The organism is Stenotrophomonas sp. PUT21 (assembly GCF_052232875.1).
Lineage (GTDB): Bacteria > Pseudomonadota > Gammaproteobacteria > Xanthomonadales > Xanthomonadaceae > Stenotrophomonas > Stenotrophomonas maltophilia_N.
This window is the reverse complement of the sequence record NZ_CP197645.1, coordinates 993,154-1,013,199: the sequence shown is the minus strand read 5'-3', so window position 1 is coordinate 1,013,199 and position 20,046 is coordinate 993,154. Positions and strand designations below refer to the sequence as shown.

General features: G+C 66.9%; 14 protein-coding genes and 3 tRNA genes. 8 read left to right on the top strand and 9 right to left on the bottom strand.

Annotated elements, in window-relative coordinates; translation table 11 throughout:
- Positions 1–86 precede the first annotated feature (86 nt).
- A complete protein-coding gene (locus tag ACTT2I_RS04705) occupies positions 87–1,505 on the bottom strand; it encodes a sensor histidine kinase (protein WP_088433065.1) in 1,419 nt (472 codons plus the stop codon).
- Positions 1,502–2,230, bottom strand: a complete 729-nt coding sequence (locus ACTT2I_RS04700; protein WP_088433066.1) for a response regulator — start codon at positions 2,228–2,230, stop codon at positions 1,502–1,504. Before ACTT2I_RS04700 ends, ACTT2I_RS04705 begins: the two co-directional genes overlap by 4 nt.
- A 172-nt stretch (positions 2,231–2,402) precedes the next feature.
- Between ACTT2I_RS04700 and ACTT2I_RS04695 the strand changes: the two genes are divergently transcribed.
- From ACTT2I_RS04695 to ACTT2I_RS04685, 3 genes are read left to right on the top strand one after another with little or no spacing between them, the layout of a single operon-like run.
- Positions 2,403–3,671: an efflux RND transporter periplasmic adaptor subunit gene (locus tag ACTT2I_RS04695; protein WP_088433067.1), complete on the top strand. Its 1,269-nt coding sequence runs from the start codon at positions 2,403–2,405 to the stop codon at positions 3,669–3,671.
- Positions 3,668–5,638: a MacB family efflux pump subunit gene (locus ACTT2I_RS04690; RefSeq protein WP_088433068.1), complete on the top strand. Its 1,971-nt coding sequence runs from the start codon at positions 3,668–3,670 to the stop codon at positions 5,636–5,638. Before ACTT2I_RS04695 ends, ACTT2I_RS04690 begins: the two co-directional genes overlap by 4 nt.
- A complete protein-coding gene (locus ACTT2I_RS04685; protein WP_421099696.1) occupies positions 5,635–7,074 on the top strand; it encodes an efflux transporter outer membrane subunit in 1,440 nt (479 codons plus the stop codon). The genes ACTT2I_RS04690 and ACTT2I_RS04685 overlap by 4 nt, the downstream gene beginning before the upstream one ends.
- A gap of 88 nt (positions 7,075–7,162) precedes the next feature.
- Here ACTT2I_RS04685 and rlmB read toward each other — a convergent pair whose 3' ends face one another.
- The 3 genes from rlmB to rnr form a co-directional block, all read right to left on the bottom strand.
- Positions 7,163–7,909, bottom strand: a complete 747-nt coding sequence (rlmB, locus tag ACTT2I_RS04680) for a 23S rRNA (guanosine(2251)-2'-O)-methyltransferase RlmB (RefSeq protein ID WP_088433070.1) — start codon at positions 7,907–7,909, stop codon at positions 7,163–7,165.
- A gap of 97 nt (positions 7,910–8,006) precedes the next feature.
- Entirely contained in the window at positions 8,007–8,483 is a 477-nt protein-coding gene (locus ACTT2I_RS04675) for a GFA family protein (RefSeq protein WP_421099697.1), read from the bottom strand.
- A gap of 108 nt (positions 8,484–8,591) precedes the next feature.
- On the bottom strand, positions 8,592–11,060 hold the full coding sequence (rnr, locus tag ACTT2I_RS04670) for a ribonuclease R (protein ID WP_421099698.1): 2,469 nt from the start codon (positions 11,058–11,060) through the stop codon (positions 8,592–8,594).
- A gap of 127 nt (positions 11,061–11,187) precedes the next feature.
- Between rnr and ACTT2I_RS04665 the strand changes: the two genes are divergently transcribed.
- From ACTT2I_RS04665 to ACTT2I_RS04655, 3 genes are all read left to right on the top strand, one after another.
- Positions 11,188–11,274: transfer RNA gene (locus tag ACTT2I_RS04665), tRNA-Leu, on the top strand.
- Between the two features lie 175 nt (positions 11,275–11,449).
- A tRNA-Leu gene (locus ACTT2I_RS04660) sits at positions 11,450–11,536 on the top strand.
- Between the two features lie 215 nt (positions 11,537–11,751).
- Positions 11,752–11,838 (top strand) — tRNA-Leu (locus ACTT2I_RS04655).
- 105 nt (positions 11,839–11,943) lie between these two features.
- On the opposite strand, the gene ACTT2I_RS04650 is transcribed toward ACTT2I_RS04655, so the two are convergent.
- From ACTT2I_RS04650 to ACTT2I_RS04635, 4 genes are read right to left on the bottom strand one after another with little or no spacing between them, the layout of a single operon-like run.
- The gene (locus tag ACTT2I_RS04650) at positions 11,944–13,515 is read right to left on the bottom strand and encodes a DHA2 family efflux MFS transporter permease subunit (protein WP_293980395.1); all 1,572 of its coding nucleotides are present in this window, start codon (positions 13,513–13,515) and stop codon (positions 11,944–11,946) included.
- Positions 13,516–13,522: 7 nt separating this feature from the next.
- The gene (gene emrA / locus ACTT2I_RS04645) at positions 13,523–14,704 is read right to left on the bottom strand and encodes a multidrug efflux MFS transporter periplasmic adaptor subunit EmrA (RefSeq protein ID WP_088433073.1); all 1,182 of its coding nucleotides are present in this window, start codon (positions 14,702–14,704) and stop codon (positions 13,523–13,525) included.
- Positions 14,705–14,715: 11 nt separating this feature from the next.
- Complete coding sequence (locus ACTT2I_RS04640) at positions 14,716–16,200, bottom strand: efflux transporter outer membrane subunit (protein ID WP_088433074.1); 1,485 nt, start codon at positions 16,198–16,200, stop codon at positions 14,716–14,718.
- A 5-nt stretch (positions 16,201–16,205) separates the two neighbouring features.
- Positions 16,206–16,649 (bottom strand): MarR family winged helix-turn-helix transcriptional regulator, encoded by a 444-nt coding sequence (locus ACTT2I_RS04635; protein WP_088433075.1) that lies wholly within the window; start codon positions 16,647–16,649, stop codon positions 16,206–16,208.
- 143 nt (positions 16,650–16,792) lie between these two features.
- Here ACTT2I_RS04635 and ACTT2I_RS04630 point away from each other — a divergent pair, with 143 nt between their 5' ends.
- Both ACTT2I_RS04630 and parC read left to right on the top strand, forming a co-directional pair.
- Positions 16,793–17,671 carry an AraC family transcriptional regulator gene (locus ACTT2I_RS04630; protein WP_421099699.1) on the top strand — a complete coding sequence of 293 codons (879 nt, stop codon included), beginning with the start codon at positions 16,793–16,795 and terminating at the stop codon, positions 17,669–17,671.
- Between the two features lie 58 nt (positions 17,672–17,729).
- Entirely contained in the window at positions 17,730–19,973 is a 2,244-nt protein-coding gene (gene parC / locus ACTT2I_RS04625; protein WP_421099700.1) for a DNA topoisomerase IV subunit A, read from the top strand.
- Positions 19,974–20,046 lie beyond the last annotated feature (73 nt).

Below are 20,046 nucleotides of genomic sequence, written 5' to 3'. Positions count from 1 at the left end.
CTGGCAGAGTCGTACGCTCTCATGGGGGAGACGCTGGAAAGAGATGACCATAGTAGGCAAATCCTTGCGTTTTGGGGGAGCCGGCGTCAGCCCCCGCGCGGACCGGGCGCGGCGCGTGCCGGCGATGCCCACCGCACGATCGCTTCCAGCCCACCCTGCGGATGGTTGCGCAGGTGCAGGCTCGCCCCGTCCTTCTCGGCCAGCGCGCGGGCGATGGTCAGCCCCAGCCCCGCCCCACCGGTCTGACGCGAGCGCGAGGTTTCCAAGCGCACGAACGGATCAAACACGGCTTCCAGCTCGTCCTCGGCCAGGCCGGGGCCGCTGTCACGGATGCGGACCTCCACGTCCTGTCCGACCTGCTTCACCCGCACCCGGGCGGTCTGGCCGTACATCACCGCGTTGTCGACCAGGTTGGAGAACAGGCGATGCATCGCCAGCGGCCGCAGCATCAGCACCGCCCCGCTCGGCTGCTCGAAATGGACGTCGCCGCCCGCTTCGGCCGCGTCTTCCACAATGCTCTCCAGCAGCGAATCCAGATCCAGCGCGGCCCGCTGTTCGGCGCTCTCCGCGCTGCGCGCCAGCTCCAGGCCTTCGCGGATCAGCGCCTGCATCGCACCCAGGTCGCCGATCAGGCGCTCACGCAGGGCCTCGTCGGTGACGTTCTCCAGCCGCAGGCGCAGACGGGTCACCGGGGTCTGCAGGTCGTGGGTGATCGCGGCCAGCATCTGGGTCCGCTCACCGAGGTGGCGCTGCAGCCGCTTCTGCATGGCGTTGAACGCCTCGGCGGCGCGGCGGACCTCGAACGGGCCGGTCACCGGCATCGGCGCGCCCTGCAGGTCGTCGCCCAGCGCGGCGGCGGCATCGGCCAACCGCTGCAGCGGTGCGCTGGCCATCCTCGCCACGATGTAGGCCAGGATCGCGATCGCCACCACCAGCAGGGTCAGGAACAACGGGTCCACCGCGAGCGCACCGTTGTGCGCGACGGCCGGGGAATCCAGCGCCAGCCGCAGCGGCGTGCCATCGGTCAGCTGCAGAGTCACCACGCGGCACTTGGGCGGGATGAAGGCCGGGTCACGCTCACGCGGCGGATGCCGCATCTTTTCCTTGTCGCGCGGGGGCGGCGGCAGCAGTTCCGGCAGCCGCGGCAGGCACGAGCGGAACGAAGTGAAGGCGACCTGGCTGCTCGCCACCGGACCCGGCCGGTCGTCCAGGATTTCCATCAACGCCGCATCCGGCCGGCCGATGCGCGCGCCCTCGGGAAGCTGACGCACACTTGGTCCGCCACTGGTGAGCAGACGCTGGCGCAGTTCCGGATTGCCATCGAGCAGGTTCACGAAGCCCTGCAGGCGGTCGGCGATGCGGTTGAGATTCTGCCGTTCGAATTCCTGCTGGCGCTTGGTGCTGGCCAGCATGGTCGCACCGATCGCGGCCACGCTCATCCCCAGCAGCAGGATGACGAACAGCCGCCCCACCATCGAGGAAAAGAAGCGGCGCAGGCGGTTCATTCCAGGGTGACCGCCGCCGCAAGCACATACCCTTCGTTGCGCACGGTCTTGATCAGGCCATCGCTGCCGCCGTCATCGGCCAGCTTGTTGCGCAGGCGGCTGACCTGCAGATCGATGGCGCGGTCCTGCGATTCGTAATTGCGACCGCTGCTCAACGACACCAGCTGTTCGCGCGACAACACTTTGTTGGCATGCCCCACGAACACCCGCAGCAGGCGGAACTCGGCGCCCGACAACACCACCACGCGCCCATCAGGATCGACCAGGTGGCGATGCTCCAGATCGAAGATCCAGCTGGAGAAGCGCGCACGGCGGATCGCCAGCGGTTCCAGGTTGGCCGGCAGGGCTTCGGTGCGGCGCAGCACATTGCGGATGCGTGCGAGCAGTTCGCGCGGCTCGAACGGCTTGGCCAGATAATCGTCTGCGCCCATCTCCAGACCCAGCACGCGGTCGATCGGCTCGCTGCGCGCGGTCAACATGATCACCGGCGTACTCGAGCGCGCGCGCAGGTCGCGGCACAGGGTCAGGCCGTCCTCGCGTGGCAGGTTGAGGTCGAGCACGATCAGGTCCACGTGCTCGCGCTCCAGCAGCTGGCGCATGCCCTGGCCATCGGCGGCGGTGCTCACCAGGTAACCGGCGCGACCGAGCTGCTCGGCGAGCAGCTGGCGGATATCGTTGTCGTCATCGACGATCAGCAGTCTATGCATGCTGTTGGCAGTCTCCATGCGGCGATCATCCCCTGTCGGGAGCTGAACCGCATCTCCTGGTTTACGTACGTCTGTTTCAAAGGGTGATGCAGATACATAACGAAATGCGCTGTGCACCGCAGGGATACATCTTGGTACACGGCGAGTGTTGAGCCGGCGGTGAACGATCTTCACAATGCTGACAACGCCGATGCAACGGCCAGCCGAGTTGACGATCATCGTGAAGCCCCGTTTGCCCAGAACCCGCCGTGCTCGCCTCCTGCTGTTGCTCGTGGTCCTCGCCCTGATTGCCGCGATTGTGGCATGGATGCTGCGCAAGCCCGCTGCCCCTGCCCTGGCCACGTCACCCGTCAGCCGCGGCGATATCGAACAGACCGTGGAAGCCACCGGCGTGATCGATGCCTACAAGCTGGTCAGCGTCGGTGCGCAGGCCTCCGGCCAGATCAAATCGCTGAAGGTCCAGCTCGGCGATACCGTCAAGGAAGGCGACCTGATCGCCGAGATCGACGCCACCACCCAGCAGAACCAGGTGCTCAACGCCCAGGCCTCGCTGGACCAGGTCAAGGCGCAGCGCGCGGTGCAGCAGGCCAGCCTGCGCGAAGCCGAGCTCGAGTTCGCGCGCCAGCAGCAGATGCTGGCCGCCGAGGCCACCTCGCGTGCCGAGTTCGACGCGGCCGATGCCAAGCTCAAGACCGCGCGCGCCCAGATCCAGTCCTTCGATGCACAGATCAAGGGCCGCGAAACCGAGCTCGGCACCGCCCGCGCCAACCTGGCCTACACCCGCATCACCGCGCCGATGGACGGCACCGTGGTCGCCGTGGTCGCCGAAGAAGGCCGCACCGTCAACGCCAACCAGACCGCGCCGACCATCGTGATGCTGGCCCGTCTGGACCTGGTCACGGTCAATGCGGAAGTCTCCGAAGCGGACGTGGTCAAGATCAAGGCCGGCATGCCGGTGTACTTCACCACGCTGGGCGAGCCGGACCGCAAATTCCACGCCACGCTGCGGCAGATCAACCCGGCTCCCTCCTCGATCTCCAGCGACAGCTCGGGCAGCTCCGGATCCTCCGGTTCCAGTTCCAGCACCGCGGTGTATTACAACGCCCTGTTCGACGTGGAAAACCCGGACGGCACGCTGCGCATCGACATGACCGCCCAGGTCTCGGTGATGCTCAAGCAGGCCAAGGACGTGCTGATCATCCCGGCGGTCGCGCTCGGGCCGAAGTCCCGCGACGGGCAGTACATGGTGCGCGTGGCCGATGCCGATGGCATGCCGGCGCCGCGCAAGGTCAAGATCGGCATCAACAACGGCGCCAATGCCGAAGTGCTGTCCGGCCTTGCCGAAGGCGACAAGGTCATCGTTGGTGAAGGCGGCGGCGCACAGGGAGCCGGTGCCGGCAACCGCGGCGGCAGCAGCGTGCGGATCAGCGGCCCGGGCATGGGCGGGCCGCGCCGATGAGCAGCGCCCCGACCGGCACGCCGCTGCTGCGGCTGCGCGACCTGCGCCGCGAGTTTCCGGCGGGCGAGGAGACCATCGCGGTGCTGCGCGACGTCAACCTGGACATCGCCGCTGGCGAGATGGTGGCCATCGTCGGCCAGTCCGGTTCGGGCAAGTCCACGCTGATGAACATCCTCGGTTGCCTGGACCGGCCCACGCGCGGCAGTTACCAGGTGGCCGGCCGCGAGACCGGCCGCATGGAACCGGACGAACTGGCCGAACTGCGCCGCGAGCATTTCGGCTTCATCTTCCAGCGCTACCACCTGCTCGGCGATCTGGATGCGCGCGGCAATGTCGCCGTGCCGGCCGTGTACGCCGGCAGCCCCGGCCCGGTACGCACCGCGCGTGCCGAAGAACTGCTGCAGCGCCTCGGCCTGGGCGACCGCATGAACCACAAGCCCGGCCAGCTCTCCGGTGGGCAGCAGCAGCGCGTGTCGATCGCCCGGGCGCTGATGAACGGTGGCGAGGTGATCCTCGCCGATGAGCCGACCGGCGCACTGGACACCCGATCCGGCGAAGAAGTGATGGGCATCCTTGGCGAGCTGCACGCCGAAGGGCACACCATCATCATCGTCACCCACGACATGAGCGTGGCCGAGCACGCCCAGCGCATCATCGAAATCCGCGACGGCGAGATCATCGCCGACCGCACCAATCCCAACGCACCCAGCTACCGCGCGCAGCGCCAGCCAACCGTCGCTGCGGGCAAAGGCCACAGCTGGCGGGCGGCGCGCGACCGCTTCACCGAAGCGTTCCGCATGGCGCTGCTGGCGATGAACGCCCACCGCCTGCGTACCTTCCTGACCATGCTCGGCATCATCATCGGCATCGCCTCGGTGGTCTCGGTGGTGGCGATGGGCAACGGCTCCCAGCAGCAGATCCTGCAGAACATCAGCGCACTGGGCACCAATACGATCGATGTGTATCCCGGGCGCGGTTTCGGCGACATGCGCTCGGCCCGCGTGCAGACGCTCAAGGCCAGCGATGCCGATGCGCTGGGCAGGCAGAGCTACATCGACAGCGCCACACCCAGCGTGTCCTCCTCGGTGACCGCGCGCTACCGCAACCAGTCGGCCACCGCACAGGTCAATGGCGTGGGCGAGCAGTTCTTCCGGGTCAAGGGCGTGACCCTGATCGCCGGCAGTTTCTTCGATGCCGATGCGGTGCGCAGCCTGGCCCAGGTGGCGATCATCGATGAGAACACCCGCACCCAGTTCTTCCCCAATGGCGAGGATCCGATCGGCCAGGTGATCCTGCTCGGCAACGTGCCGGTGCGCGTGGTCGGCGTGGCGCAGCGGCAGAGCTTCGGCTTCGGCGGCAGCACCAGCCTGAGCGTGTGGGTGCCGTACACCACGGTGATGTCACGCATGCTCGGCCAGAGCCACGTCTCCAGCATCACAGTGCGCGTGGACGACGCCACCCCGATGGATGCCGCGCAGGCCGCGATTTCCAAGCTGCTGATCATGCGCCACGGCACCGAGGATTTCTTCCTCAGCAACAGCGCCGAGATCCGCCAGACCATCGAGCAGACCACGCGCACGATGACCCTGTTGATCAGTGCCATCGCCGCGATCGCACTGCTGGTGGGCGGCATCGGCGTGATGAACATCATGCTGGTCTCGGTGACCGAGCGGACCCGCGAAATCGGCGTGCGCATGGCCGTCGGCGCGCGGCAGAGCGACATCCGCCAGCAGTTCCTGATCGAGGCGGTGCTGGTGTGCCTGCTCGGCGGCCTGCTCGGGGTCGGCCTGTCGCTGGTGGTCGGCTGGCTGTTCGGCAAGTTCGCACCGGACTTCCAGATGCTGTTCTCGACCGCCTCCATCGTGGCCGCCTTTGCCTGCTCCAGCCTGATCGGCGTGGCGTTTGGTTTCCTGCCGGCCCGCAATGCCGCCCAACTTGATCCCGTGGAGGCGCTGGCGCGCGAATGAAGATTTCTCCTGCTCTGTTGCACCCCGTGTCCCTGCGTCCGCTGGCCCTGGCCTGCGTGACCGCGTTGGCCTTGTCCGCTTGCGTCAGCACCGGCCGCTATCAGGTCGAGGCACCGGCGGTCCCGGCCACGTACGGCCGGGGCGATGCCACCTTGAACACCCCCACCGAGGCCGTAAGCGAACAGCCGCACGCAGCGACGGCAGATGTCCGCAGCGATGCCTGGTGGACCCAGTTCGGCGACCCCGGCCTGGACCGTGTGATTGATCGCGCCTTGGCCGCCAACACCGATCTGGTCTCGGCCGGGCTGGCCGTACAGCGCGCGCGCCTGCAGGCCGGCCTGGCCGACAACGCGCTGTGGCCGCAGCCCTCGGGCAGCGTGAGCAGCAGCGGCAACCGCCCCATCGACCAGAGCGCGGACTGGAACCGCGGCAGCTCGGCCGGCGTGTCCCTGCAGTGGGAGATCGACCTGTGGGGGCGCCTGCGCACCCAGCGCGACATCGCCCAGTGGGAAGCCCAGGCCAACCAGGAAGACCTGCAGAACACCGCGCTGCTGGTGATCAGCGACGTGGCCACGCAGTACTGGACGTTGGCCTTCCTCAACCAGTCGATCAGCGCCGGCCAGGCCAACCTGGAGCGCCTTGAGCGCACCCGCGAGCTGGTCCAGGCGCGCTTCGACGCGGGGGCGGTCTCGCGGCTGGAAGTGCGCCAGGCCGCGCAGAGCCTGGAGGCACAGCGTGCCGCGCAGAGTGCGTTGGAGCAGCAACGCGTTGCCGCACGCAATGCGCTGACCGTACTGCTGGATGGGCAGCCGCTGGCCTTGGCCGACGAGCCGCAACAGCTGCAGCGCGTGGCCAGCCCGGTGATCGCCGAAAGCCTGCCGGCCGATCTGCTCGGGCGCCGCCCGGACCTGCGCGCCGCCGAGCTGCGGCTGCGCAACAGCCTGAAGGCCATCAAGGTGACTGCCACGCAGTACTACCCGGCGCTGAGCCTGACCGGCAGTGTGGGCACCGGTGCCACCTCGCTCTCGGACGTGCTGAAGAATCCGGTGGCCACCCTCGGCGCGGGCCTGTCGCTGCCGTTCCTCAACGTGCGCCAGGCGCAGTTGAATACCCGCCTGGCCGGCACGGATTATCAGATCGCGGCCAATGGGTTCCGCCGCACGCTGTACACCGCGCTGTCGGAAGTGGACAACGCGTTGTCGGCGCGCACGCAGTTCGCCACCCAGGTGGCGGCCTCGCAGGCGTCCTACGACGAGGCGGTGGAGATCGAGCGGATGTACGAGGTGCGCTACCGGGTCGGTGCCACCGACCTGCGCACCTGGCTGGAAGCGCAGCAGACCCGGCGCGATGCCGAGCTGTCATTGGCGTCCGTGCGTCAACGGCAGCTGATCAACGATGTGACGTTGTTCAAGGCATTGGGCGGCAGCGCAGGCTGATGCCCGGCGTAGAGCCGACCGTTGGTCGGCTGCGCTACGCGTCGGATGGCAGCCGACCAACGGTCGGCTCTACCCGCAAGCGCGCGGCTTACAGCCCGCGCTGGCGCACTGCTTCGAACAGGCTCACGCCGGTGGCGACGGAGACATTCAGGCTCTCGATATCGCCCGGCATCGGAATCTTGACCAGGCCATCGCAGTTTTCGCGGGTCAGACGACGCAGGCCGTCGGCTTCGCCGCCCAGCACCAGCGCCACGTTGCCCTTGAGGTCGATCGCGTACAGCGACTCGGTGGCTTCACCGGCCAGCCCGTAGATCCACACGCCCAGCTTCTGCAGGTCCTTCAGGCAGCGCGAGAGGTTGGTCACCTGCACCACCGGGATGCGGTCGGCCGCGCCGGCCGAGGTCTTGCGCACGGTCGCATTGACCGAGGCCGACTTGTCCTTGGGAATGATCACCGCCGTGGCACCGGCCGCCGCCGCGCTGCGCAGGCAGGCGCCGAGATTGTGCGGGTCCTGGACTTCATCTAGGATCAGCAGCAGGGCCTTGCCCTCGGCCGCTTCGACCAGCCCTTCCAGTTCGTTCTCGCCCCAGGTCCGTGCGGCCTGGTAGCGCGCCGCCACGCCCTGGTGACGCACCGAACCGCCCACGCCGTCCAGCGCCTGGGTGTTCACCTTGCGCACGTCGATGCCCTTGCGGCGAGCGTTTTCCTCGATCTCGGTCAGACGCGGGTTCTTCGCACTGGCCTCGATGAGGACCTCGCGGACGTTCTCGGCATCATTCTCGATCGAAGAGGCGACGGCGTTGACGCCGACGATCCACTGGCTTTGCTTGCTCATTGCGGGGGGCGGGACCGGTAAAGGGGTTGGTAATGGTAGAGCATCAAGGCCCACCCTGCCCTGCCGGGCGTTCACGGGGGGCGGTCACGGCCTGCCGTCAGCGGGGTGGCCAGTCGGTGGTGTCATGGTCCGGATGCTGGTGGGAGACGATATGCAGCAGGAAATCGCCGGCCTCGGCATCTTCCTCGCTGCGCAGCGCGCTGAGTGCGCCCAGTCGGTCCACGAACGGCAGCTTGGCCTCGATCCCGTACTGGATCGTCGGCGGCAGGCGGGCGGGTTCGTCGAAAGCGCCGGCCGCGATCGCCACCCCATCGGGGGCTTCGTAGGTCAGCGGGGTGCCACAGTCGGCGCAGAAGCCGCGCTGGACCATGTTGGACGACTGAAAACGCTGGGGCTCACCACGGGTCCAGCGGAACTCGCTGCCACGCACCGACACCAGGGGGGCGTAGTACGCGCCGAAGGCCTTCTGGCACATCCGGCAATGGCAGATCGAGCTGTGGGTCAGCTCACCGACCACATGGAAGCGGATCGCGCCGCACTGGCAGCCGCCGCTGTATTCGGGGAGGGACTGCATGGGATCGCTCCGATGGGGTCCGTGCGCCCACCAAGGGTGGGCGGGTGGAAAGTGTGCCGACTCACGGGCGGCACTACCGCGTACCGGCCGTGGGCCGGTACGCGTGAATCAATACTTCTGTTTCTGGCGCTTGGCCGGCTGGCCGCGCGGCGGCAGCTCGGGCAGCGAATCGTCCTTCTCTTCGACCAGGCGGAAGTCGATCTTGCGCTCTTCCATGCTGGCCTTGAGCACCAGGATCCGTACCCGGTCACCGAGGCGGTAGATCTTGCCGCGGCGCTCGCCGTTGAGCGTCTTGCGCACCGCGTCGAACTGGTAATAGTCGTGCGGCAGCTGGGTCACATGGACCAGGCCGTTGACCTTGGATTCGTCCAGCTCCACGAACAGGCCGAAGCTGGTCACGCCACTGATCACGCCGTCGAACTGGCCACCGACGTGCTTTTCCATCCACGCGGCGCGGTAGCGCTCGTCGACTTCGCGCTCGGCTTCGTCGGCCCGACGCGCACGCTCGGAGCACTGCAGGGCCAGCGCCGCCATCTCGCGCGGCGAGTAGGTGAACTTCTCCGGCGCGGCCCCGCTGAGCGCGTGCTTGATCGCACGATGCACCAGCAGATCGGGGTAGCGGCGGATCGGCGAGGTGAAGTGCGCGTACGCATCCAGTGCCAGGCCGAAGTGGCCCAGGTTGTCCGGCGAATACACTGCCAGGCTCTGGCTGCGCAGCAGCACCGATTCCAGCAGCGCCGCATCCGGGCGATCGCGCACCTTCTTGAGCAGCTTGGTGAAATCGGCCGGCTGCACCTTCGACCACGGCGGCAGGCTCAGCTTGAATTCCTTCAGGAACTCCAGCAGATCGGCGTACTTGGATTCCGGCGGGCGCTCATGGTCCCGGAACGGCGCCGGCACGTGCTTGGCCAGCAGATAGCGCGCGGCCTGCACATTGGCTGCGATCATGCATTCTTCGATCAGCTTGTGCGCATCGTTGCGCACCATCATCCCGGCCTGGGTGACTTCGCCGGTGTTGTCCAGCACGAAGCGCACTTCAGAGGTTTCAAACTCGATCGCACCGCGGCGGGTACGCGCCTTGGCCAGCACGTGATACAGCTGGTACAGGCGATCCACCTGCGGCATCAGCGGACCGATCGCCTTGCGCGCGGCCGGGTCGTTCTCACCCACCGCCTCCCAGACCTGGTTGTAGGTCAGGCGCGCATGCGAGTTCATCACCGCTTCGTAGAAGCGCGAATGAATGACCTCGCCCTCACGGTTCACCTGCATGTCGCAGACGAAGCACATCCGGTCGACCTTGGGCATCAGCGAGCAGATGCCGTTGGACAAGGTCTCCGGCAGCATCGGCACCACGAACCCGGGGAAATAGACCGAGGTCGCGCGCTTCTGCGCTTCATCATCCAGCGGCGTACCGGGACGCACGTAGTTGGAGACGTCGGCGATCGCCACCACCAGGCGGAAGCCTTCGGCATTCGGTTCGCAGTAGACCGCGTCGTCGAAGTCCTTGGCATCCTCGCCATCGATGGTGACCAGCGGCGTGTTGCGCAGGTCTTCGCGGTGGCCGATCTGTACCGGGGTGACCACCATCGGCACTGCGGTCGCTTCAGCCAGCACTTCAGCCGGGAACTCGAACGGCAGTTCATGGCCGTGGATGGCGGTTTCCACCACCAGCGAGGCGGTCAGCTTGTCGCCGAGCACCGCGATGATGCGGCCGATCGGCGGGCGGCGGGTGTCCGGCGCCTGGGTCAGTTCACAGACCACCAGCTGGCCATCGCGGGCCTCGCCGGTCTGATCGGGCGGAATCTGCACGTTGCGCTGCACGCGCTTGTCATCGGGCACGACGTAGTTGATGCCGAACTCGACGCTGAAGCGGCCGATCAGGCGGCTCATGCCACGCTCGAGCACACGCGAAATACTTGCCTCGCGGCGACCACGACGATCGATGCCGGTCACGTTGACCAGCACGCGGTCGCCATGCAGCACCTTGCGCATTTCGAACGGCGGCAGGAACAGATCGTCGCCACCTTCCACCGGGCGCAGGAAACCGAACCCTTCCGGGTTGGCGATCACCACGCCGGTGATCAGGTTGACCGCCTGCAGCGGCGCGAAACCGCCACGGCGGTTCTGCACCAGCTGGCCGTCACGGCACATCGCGCCCAGGCGCTTGCCCAAGGCATCGGCACGGTCCGGCTCGGTCAGGCCGAGGTGGATGGCGATCTCTTCGGCGGTCTGCGGGCCATCGCAGCGGTCGAGCAGCTGCAGGATCGCCTCGCGGCTGGCAATCGGCTGCGCATAGCGCTCGGCCTCGCGGGCGGCGAAGGGATCCAGCTGCACCTCACCGTCCAGCGGGGTGGGATGCGGACGGCGGCGGGTCGGGATCGGCCCGGCATGCGCAGGCTTGGGACCCCGCTTGTTGCCGCGCGGCGGCTCAGGGGTGTTCAGGGATTCGGGCATCCAGGGTGGCAGCTTGCCGGCCTTCTTGGCGGCAGCGCGGGGCTTGCCCGACGGACCGGCTGCCTTCTTGGGCGCCGGGGACTTGGGGGCTTTCGCGCCCTGGGTCGGTTTCTTTGGTTTCATTGACCTCAATAGTAACCGCTGCGGGTGTGCAGAACCGGTCAGCAGCGCGCCTGTGCAGGATTGTGAAGAAATTTCACAAAACCGTTGACAAGCCTCTCGGACATGCCCAGAATTCGCCCCCTGAGTCGCCCAGGTGGCGGAATTGGTAGACGCACTAGCTTCAGGTGCTAGCGGGGGCAACTCCGTGGAGGTTCGAGTCCTCTCCTGGGCACCATGACTCGGAAAATGATCAAACCCGCGCAAGCGGGTTTTTTCGTTTCTGGCGCCGGCACCACGCACGAATTGCGCGGCATTGAACCCAATGACGCTGCATCGCACGGCAAATGAAATTTTCTGCGAAATCCTGTTGACACATTTCCGGATCTCCCGCAGAATTCTCCTCCTGAGTCGCCCAGGTGGCGGAATTGGTAGACGCACTAGCTTCAGGTGCTAGCGGGGGCAACTCCGTGGAGGTTCGAGTCCTCTCCTGGGCACCATGACTCAGAAAATGATCAAACCCGCGCAAGCGGGTTTTTTCGTTTCCGGGCTTCGTCAGTGCGATGCCCTGCCCTACGTCAACACGTCGTGGTCGATCTGCGTGGCATCCAACGTACGATGGCGCGACGACCGAACCGAGTACTGACAAAAGAAATTTCCCACGCGATCCTGTTGACACCGTCACCGTTCTCCCGCAGAATTCTCCTCCTGAGTCGCCTAGGTGGCGGAATTGGTAGACGCACTAGCTTCAGGTGCTAGCGGGGGCAACTTCGTGGAGGTTCGAGTCCTCTCCTGGGCACCATGACTCGGAAAATGATCAAACCCGCGCAAGCGGGTTTTTTCGTTTCTGGGCAATAAAAAAAACCCCGCCTTTCAGCGGGGTTTTTCGTTTCAACGTATCACGTGCTCAATGCCCACCGGCCGAGGCGGCACCCGCGCCTGCGCCGAACGGCGGCTTGGCCAGCCACAGGAAGGCGATGATGGCCAGGAAGATCCAGCCCAGCAGGAAGAAGATGTCGTTGAAGCCCATCTGCGAGGCCTGGTGGTTGATCATGTTGTTGAGCGCGGCCGCGCCATGCTGCAGGTCGCCCTGCCCCATCGCGGTCACCTGGTCCTGCATGCCCGGGGTGTAACCGGAAATGTGTTCGGTCAGATGCGCGTGGTGTTCCTGGGTACGGCGTGCCCACAACCACGTGGTCAGCGAGGCGGCGAAGCTGCCGCCCAGCGTGCGCAGGAAGGTGGCCAGGCCGGAGCCCGCGGCGATTTCGCGACCGTCCAGATCCGACAGCAGGATCTGCAGCACCGGCATGAAGAACAACGCCACGCCAATGCCCATGATCAGCTGGATGCCGGCGACGTGGCCGAAGTCCACCTGCAGGTTGAACCCCGAACGCAGGAAGCTGGTGAAGGACAGGAAGATGAAGGCGATCGTGGCCAGCATGCGCATGTCGAACCGCGAAGCGTACTTGCCCACGAACGGCGTCATGATCACCGGCAGTACGCCGATCGGTGCGGTCGCCAGACCGGCCCAGATCGCGGTGTAGCCCATGTCCCGCTGCAACCACTGCGGAATCAGCAACGCCACGCTGAAGAACGCCGCATACGCCACCACCATCGCCAGCGTACCGGCGCGGAAGTTGCGATGCCGGAACAGGCGCAGGTCGACGATGGGGTCCTTGTCGGTCAGTTCCCAGATCAGGAACACCGCCAACGCCACCACCGACACACAGGCCAGCACGATGATCTTGGTCGAACTGAACCAGTCTTCGTCGTTGCCCAGATCCAGCACCAGCTGCAGCGCGCCCACGCCGATCACCAGGGTGATCAGGCCGACGTAATCCATCTTCGGCTTTTCAACGTGTTCCGGGCGCCCCTTGAGCTGGTTGCCCACCACCAGCGCGGCGAAGATGCCGAGCGGTACGTTGATCAGGAAGATCCATTCCCAACTGTAGTTGTCGGTGATCCAGCCGCCGAGGATCGGGCCGGCAATGGGTGCGACCACGGTGATCATGGCCAGCAACGCCAGCGCCTGCCCGCGTTTCTCGCGCGGATACAGGGAGACCAGCAAGCTCTGGGTGATCGGGTACATGGGGCCGGCGACGAACCCCTGGATCGCACGCGAGACGACCAGCATGCCCATGCTCTGGGCCAGGCCGCACAGCAGCGAGGCCAGGGTGAAGGCCAGCGTGGCCCACACGAACAGCTTGGTTTCGCCGAAGCGGCGGCTGAGGTAGCCGGTCAGCGGCAGCGCGATGGCGGTGCTGACCGCGAACGAGGTGATGACCCAGGTGGCCTGCTGCGAACTGGCGCCGAGATTACCGGCGATGGTCGGCAACGAGACGTTGGCGATGGTGGTGTCCAGGACCTGCATGAACGAAGCCATCGCCAGCCCTGCGGTACACAGGGCGACATTGGCCGGCCGGAAGGCCGTGCCTGGCGCCGCGGGGGCGCCCGGCGCGGCGGGAGCTTGTGCGGACATGGTGGCCTCAGCTCGCCTTGGCCTGCTGCGGCAGGTTGCGCTGGATGATCTGGTGGATCACATCGTCGGCGCTGTGCAGCTGCTTGGCGTAGACATCGGTATCGAACACCTGGCCCTTGGCGGTTTCGGTCGGCAGCACGGTGCCCTTCTGGTCACGCAGGCTCACTTCGGCCTTGATCGACAGACCGATGCGCAGCGGATGCTCGGCCAGCTGCTTGGCGTCGATGGCGATACGCACCGGCACGCGCTGCACGATCTTGATCCAGTTGCCGCTGGCGTTCTGCGCCGGCAGCAGCGAGAACGCCGAACCGGTGCCCAGGCCGAGGCTGTCGATGCGCCCCTTGTAGGTGACGTCGCCGCCGTACAGGTCCGAACGCAGTTCCACTTCCTGGCCCAGGCGCATGTGACGCAGCTGGGTTTCCTTGAAGTTCGCTTCCACCCACATCTGCTCGGTCGGCACCACGGCCATCAGGGCATTGCCCGGCTGCACACGCTGGCCGACCTGCACCGAACGACGCGCCACGTAACCGGTGACCGGTGCGACGATGCCGGCACGGGCATTGTTGAGATACGCCTGGCGCAGCTGCGCGGCGGCGGCCTGCACGTCCGGCTGGGTGGCGATCACGGTGTCATCGACCAGCGCGTTGCTCTGCTCGAAGGTCTCGCGCGAACCGGCCACGGCCGCTTCGGCAGCGGCCAGTTCGGTGCGGGCATGCGCCAGTTCTTCGTTGGAGATCGCGCCGGAGCTGGCCAGATCCTTACGGCGGTTGAAGTCCTCGCGCACACGCTTGAGGGTGACCTGGCGCGCGTTCAATTCGGCCTGCGCACCTTCCACGCTGCGGTACAGACCGCGCACCTGGCGGACCGTCTTGGCGAGGTTGGCTTCGGCCTGCTGCAGGGCGACTTCGGTATCGGCCGGGTCCAGCTGGACCAGCAGTTGGCCGCGCTCGACACGCATGCCGTCATCGGCGTTGATCCCGACCACGGTGCCGCTGATCAGCGGGGTGATCTGGACCTGGTTGCCCTGCACGTAGGCATCGTCGGTTTCTTCGAACCAGCGGCCGAACATGAAGTACCACAGGGCCAGCGCGGCCAGCAGCAGCACCACGATGACCAGCAGGCCGCGCAGCAGCTTGCCGCGACGGGAGGGAGCTGCCTTCTCGGCAGCGGGGGCGGAGGTCTGACTCATGGGGATGACTCTCAGGAATGCGAGGATTCGGGGGTGGCGGCGACCGTGGCGGCATCGCTGGTCGGGATGAAGCCACCGCCCAACGCCTGGCTCAGGCGGACCGAAACAAGGATCTGGCGCGACTGCAGGTCAGCCAGCCGCTGCTGGGAGACCAGCAACTGCTCTTCGACACTGAGCACGTCCAGGTAGCTGCCGATACCGGCGCGGTAGCGCTGCTCGGCCAGGTCATGGGCGGCGCGCGCGGTGCTGACGGCCTGCGCCTGGGCGCTGGCCTGGTCGGCCAGCGAACGCACCGCGTTGACCTGATCGGCGACATCGCGCAGCGCGTTGAGCACGGACTGGTTGTAATCGGCCACCGCCAGGTCGTACTGCGCGTCGGTCTTGCCCAGGTTGGCGCGCAGGCGGCCGCCGTCGAAGATCGGCAGGCTCAGCGCCGGGCCGAGGAAGGCGAACGTCGAGCCACTCTTGAGCAGCTGGTCCACTTCACTGGAGACCACGCCGCCCAGGGCCGTCAGGTTGAGGCTGGGATAGAACTCGGCCTTGGCCGCATGGATCTGGCGGTTGGCCGCTTCCACCCGCCAGCGCGCGGCGACGATGTCCGGGCGGCGGCCGAGCAGTTCACTGGGCAGCACGCCGGGCAACTGCAGCGCCAACGGGTTGAGCACCTGCGGGCGCTCGATCTGCAGGCCGCGGTCCGGGCCCTGCCCGACCAACGCGGCGAGCGCGGTGCGCGCCTCGTCGATCTGCTGCTGCGCGGCCTGCTGTTGCTGCTGCGCGGCCGGAATGCGCGCTTCGGCCTGGCGGGTCTGCAGGTCGCTGTCGATGCCCGCGGCGCGACGCTGGCGGGTCAGCTCCAGGGTCTTCTGCGAACGCGCCAGTTCTTCGCTGGCCACGTCATGCAGCGTCCATGCATAACCCAGCTGCGCGTAAGCCTCGGCGATGGCGGCGGACAGGTTCAGGCGCGCGGCCTGAGCGTCCACTTCGGCGGCATGGCCGCTGTCCACGGCCGCTTCCCAGGCGGCGCGCTTGCCGCCCCACAGGTCGATGCCGTAGCTGAAACTCAAATAGGCCTGGCCACTGCCGGCATAGCTGCCACCCAGTTCGTCGCCGACCATCGATTCGGGCAGGCGAACGCCGGTGTAGCCCCCGGACGCGGAGACGCTGGGCAGGCGTGCGGCGCGCGCGGTGCCGATCTGGGCACGGGCCTGGCGCAGCCGCGCATCGGCCGCGTCCAGCCCGGGATTACGCTGCAGGCCTTCGGCGATCAGGGCATCGAGCTGGGGATCGCCCAGCGCGCGCCACCAGTCGGTAGCCGGCCAGCCCGGCTGGCTCAAGCCGTTGGCGGCCAGGGTGCGCTGGGTCTGCAGGCTGTCGGCGTCGAGCAGGCGGCCCTGCGGCTCCAGGCCGCGGCTGCTGGCACACGCGGCCAGCGCCAGCGCCAGCGCGGAGACCAGCAATGGCCGCAGCGGGCGCAGTGAATATGAGCGTTCAAACATGGAAGTCATGGCGTTACCAGTGAGTCGCGTACACGGGTCATGAGGGAAAGCAGCTGCGCGCGTTCGTCCGGAGACAGATCACGCATGGCGTCGTCGATGGTCTGGTCGCCCCGCTGTTTGAGGCGGGCCCACAACTGGCGGCCCGGCTCGGTCAGCACGATCTGCAGTGCCCGCCGGTCCTGGGCATGCGGCTCGCGCCGCACACAGTCCAGGGCTTCCAGCTTGTCCAGCAGGCGGGTGACCGCGCTGGGCACCTGGTCCAGGGCCTGGGCCAACTCGTTGGCGGTACACGGGGCACGCGCCGCGAGCACCTTCAGGCCGAGATAGTGGGTGAAGCCAATACCGAGGTTTTCCTCGGCCATCGACGTGTCTAGCTGACGGACCAGGCCATCGCGCACTTGGCGCAGCAGGAGTCCGAAGCTGGGGGGATGGGCATCAGGGCAGATCATGGGTGAGCATTCTCTTCCAAAAAATATATTTCTCAATAGAAATATTTAATTTGGAACCAAATGCTGTGTTGCAGCAATCAGAACAATGGGCAGGTCGCTACCTTAATGGCGCGCCAGACTGGCCCGGTATTACAATCTGGACAATGGATAACACTTTCAGGCCAGAGCTGGAGACGTCCGCCACCCAGATGATCCGCAACCAAGTGCTGGACTGGTTCGAACGCGATGACGGGCTGGGGGTGCTCGGCTTCCGGATCGAAAGCGCCCGGGGGCTGGACCGGGAGATCGACTGGCACCAGCACCGGCGTGCCCAGCTGATCTGCGTGGAAGCCGGGCTGCTCACCGTCCGCACCCGCCATGGCACCTGGTCGCTGCCGCCCGGCTGCGCCGGCTGGATGCCCCCGGGCGAGCCGCACACCGTGGATATCTGCGGGCCGCTGCGGGGCTGGGGCGTGATCATCAGCGCGGCGATGGCCCATGACCTCCCCGGCGAGCCCTGCGTGGTGGCCATTTCCGATCTGCTGCAGGCGCTGTCGCTGCGCGTGACCGAATGGGTGCCCGCGGCCGAGCCCAGCCTGCGCCAGCAGCACATGATCGAGGTGCTGCTGGACGAGATCCGCAATGCCCCGCGCCAGCGCATGCATCTGCCGATGCCCCAGGACCGCCGCCTGCTGCGCATCGCCTCGCAGCTGATCGCCGACCCGGCCGACGGCCGCAGCCTGGAGCAGTGGGCCCACTGGGCCGGGCTGTCGCCGCGTACACTGACCCGGCACTTCCGCGACGAAACCACGCTCAGCTTCGCGCAGTGGCGTCAGCAGGCCCGGCTGGCCGAGGGCCTGCGCCGCCTGTCCGATGGCCAGAGCGTGTCCGATATCGCGCACGAACTGGGGTTCAGCAGCCCCAGCGCCTTCGTCACGGTGTTCCGCCGCCACTTCGGCAGCCCGCCCGGGCGCTATCTGGCGCGCAGCGGCCACCCCCTGAACCCATCACGCGGCTTGGCATCCCCGGCCGCATCCGGATAATCGTCCGCCTGCGAGGGCGACAGCCGTCGCCGTCCCTTGCCACAGGTAACAATCCCGCATGACCGATCTTGCCCGCCCCGCGTTCCACGGCTTTGAACAGCTGCCCCTGCGCGAGTACGCCGAACGGGCGTACCTGGACTACTCGATGTACGTGGTGCTCGACCGCGCACTGCCGTTCCTCGGCGACGGCCTGAAGCCGGTGCAGCGCCGCATCATCTATGCGATGAGCGAGCTGGGCCTGAACGCGTCCTCCAAGCCGAAGAAATCCGCGCGTACCGTCGGTGACGTGATCGGTAAGTACCACCCGCACGGCGACAGCGCCTGCTACGAAGCGCTGGTGCTGATGGCCCAGCCGTTCTCGTACCGCTACCCGCTGATCGAAGGCCAGGGCAACTTCGGTTCGACCGACGATCCGAAATCGTTCGCGGCGATGCGCTACACCGAGTCCAAGCTGACCCCGATCGCCGAAGTGCTGCTGGGCGAGATCAACCAGGGCACCACCGACTGGACCCCGAACTTCGACGGCACCCTGGAAGAGCCGACGTGGATGCCGGCACGCCTGCCGCACCTGCTGCTCAACGGCACCACCGGCATCGCCGTGGGCATGGCCACCGACGTGCCGCCGCACAACCTCAACGAGATCGTCAGTGCCCTGCTGCATCTGCTCGACGACCCGGATGCGACGGTCACCGACCTGTGCGAGCACGTGAAGGGCCCGGACTACCCGAGCTTCGCCGAGATCATCACCCCGATCGCCGATCTGCGCACCATGTACGAGACCGGCTACGGCAGCGTGCGCGCGCGGTCCACCTTCCTCAAGGAAAACGGCAACATCGTGGTCAACGCGCTGCCGTTCCAGGTGTCGCCCTCGAAGGTGATCGAGCAGATCGCCGCGCAGATGCGCGCCAAGAAGCTGCCGTGGCTGGAGGACATCCGCGATGAGTCCGACCACGCCAACCCGGTGCGCGTGGTGCTGGTGCCGCGCTCCAACCGCGTGGACGCCGAACAGCTGATGGGCCACCTGTTCGCCACTACCGACCTGGAGCGCAGCTACCGGGTCAACCTCAACGTGATCGGCCTGGATGGCCGCCCGCAGGTCAAGAACCTCAAGACCCTGCTCAGCGAGTGGCTGCAGTTCCGCGGCACCACCGTGACCCGGCGCCTCAACCACCGCCTGCAGAAGGTCGAGCGCCGCCTGCACATGTTGGACGGCCTGCTGATCGCCTTCCTCAACCTGGATGAAGTGATCCATATCATCCGCACCGAGGACGAAGCCAAGCCGGCGCTGATCGCGCGCTTCGCACTGAGCGAGGAACAGGCCGAGTACATCCTGGAAACCAAGCTGAAGCAGCTGGCCCGCCTGGAAGAGATGAAGATCCGCGGCGAGCAGGAGGAGCTGGCCAAGGAGCGCGACAAGATCCTGGCCATCCTGGACAGCAAGGCCAAGCTGAAGAAGCTGATCCGCGATGAGCTGGTGGCCGATGCCAAGAAGTTTGGCGATGAGCGCCGCTCGCCGCTGGTGCAGCGTGGCGCGGCGCAGGCCATCGACGAAACCGAGCTGGTGCCGAGCGAGCCGATGACGGTGGTGCTGTCGGAGAAGGGCTGGATCCGTGCGGCCAAGGGCCATGACATGGACCCGTCCACTCTGTCCTACCGCGATGGCGATGCACTGCTCGGTTCGGTCCGCGCGCGCAGCACGCAGCAGGTGGCGTTCCTGGACAGCGAGGGCCGCGCGTATTCGACCCTGATCCACACCCTGCCCTCGGCACGCGGCAACGGCGAACCGCTGACCGGTCGCTTCTCACCGGCCCCGGGCAGTGCCTTCATGACGCTGGCCAGCGGCGAGAACAATACGCGCTTCGTGCTGGCCTCCACGCACGGCTACGGCTTCGTGACCCGCTTCGAGAACCTCACCGGCCGCAACAAGGCCGGCAAGGCGATGCTCAACCTGACCTCCGGTTCCAGGGTGCTGACCCCGGCCGTGGTCGCCAATCCGGAAACGGACCGCATCGTGGCCGTGACCAGCTCGGGCAACCTGCTGGCGATCGCCGCCAGCGACCTGCCGGAACTGGACAAGGGCAAGGGCAACAAGATCATCGACATCCCCAAGGCCAAGCTCGCCACCGAGCGTGTGGTCGCGGTGGTGTCGGTGGCGCCGGGCAACACGCTGCTGGTGCGCAGCGGCCAGCGCACGATGAACCTGTCGTTCAAGGATCTGGACACCTACCTGGGCACCCGCGCCACCCGTGGCCACCTGCTGCCGCGTGGCTGGCAGAAGGTGGAAGGGCTGGCGGTGGAGTAACGGTCCAGCGCCGACGTGAATCGGAACGGCCGGGGAGACCCGGCCGTTTTTTTACGCCCACAGAAAAGGCCGG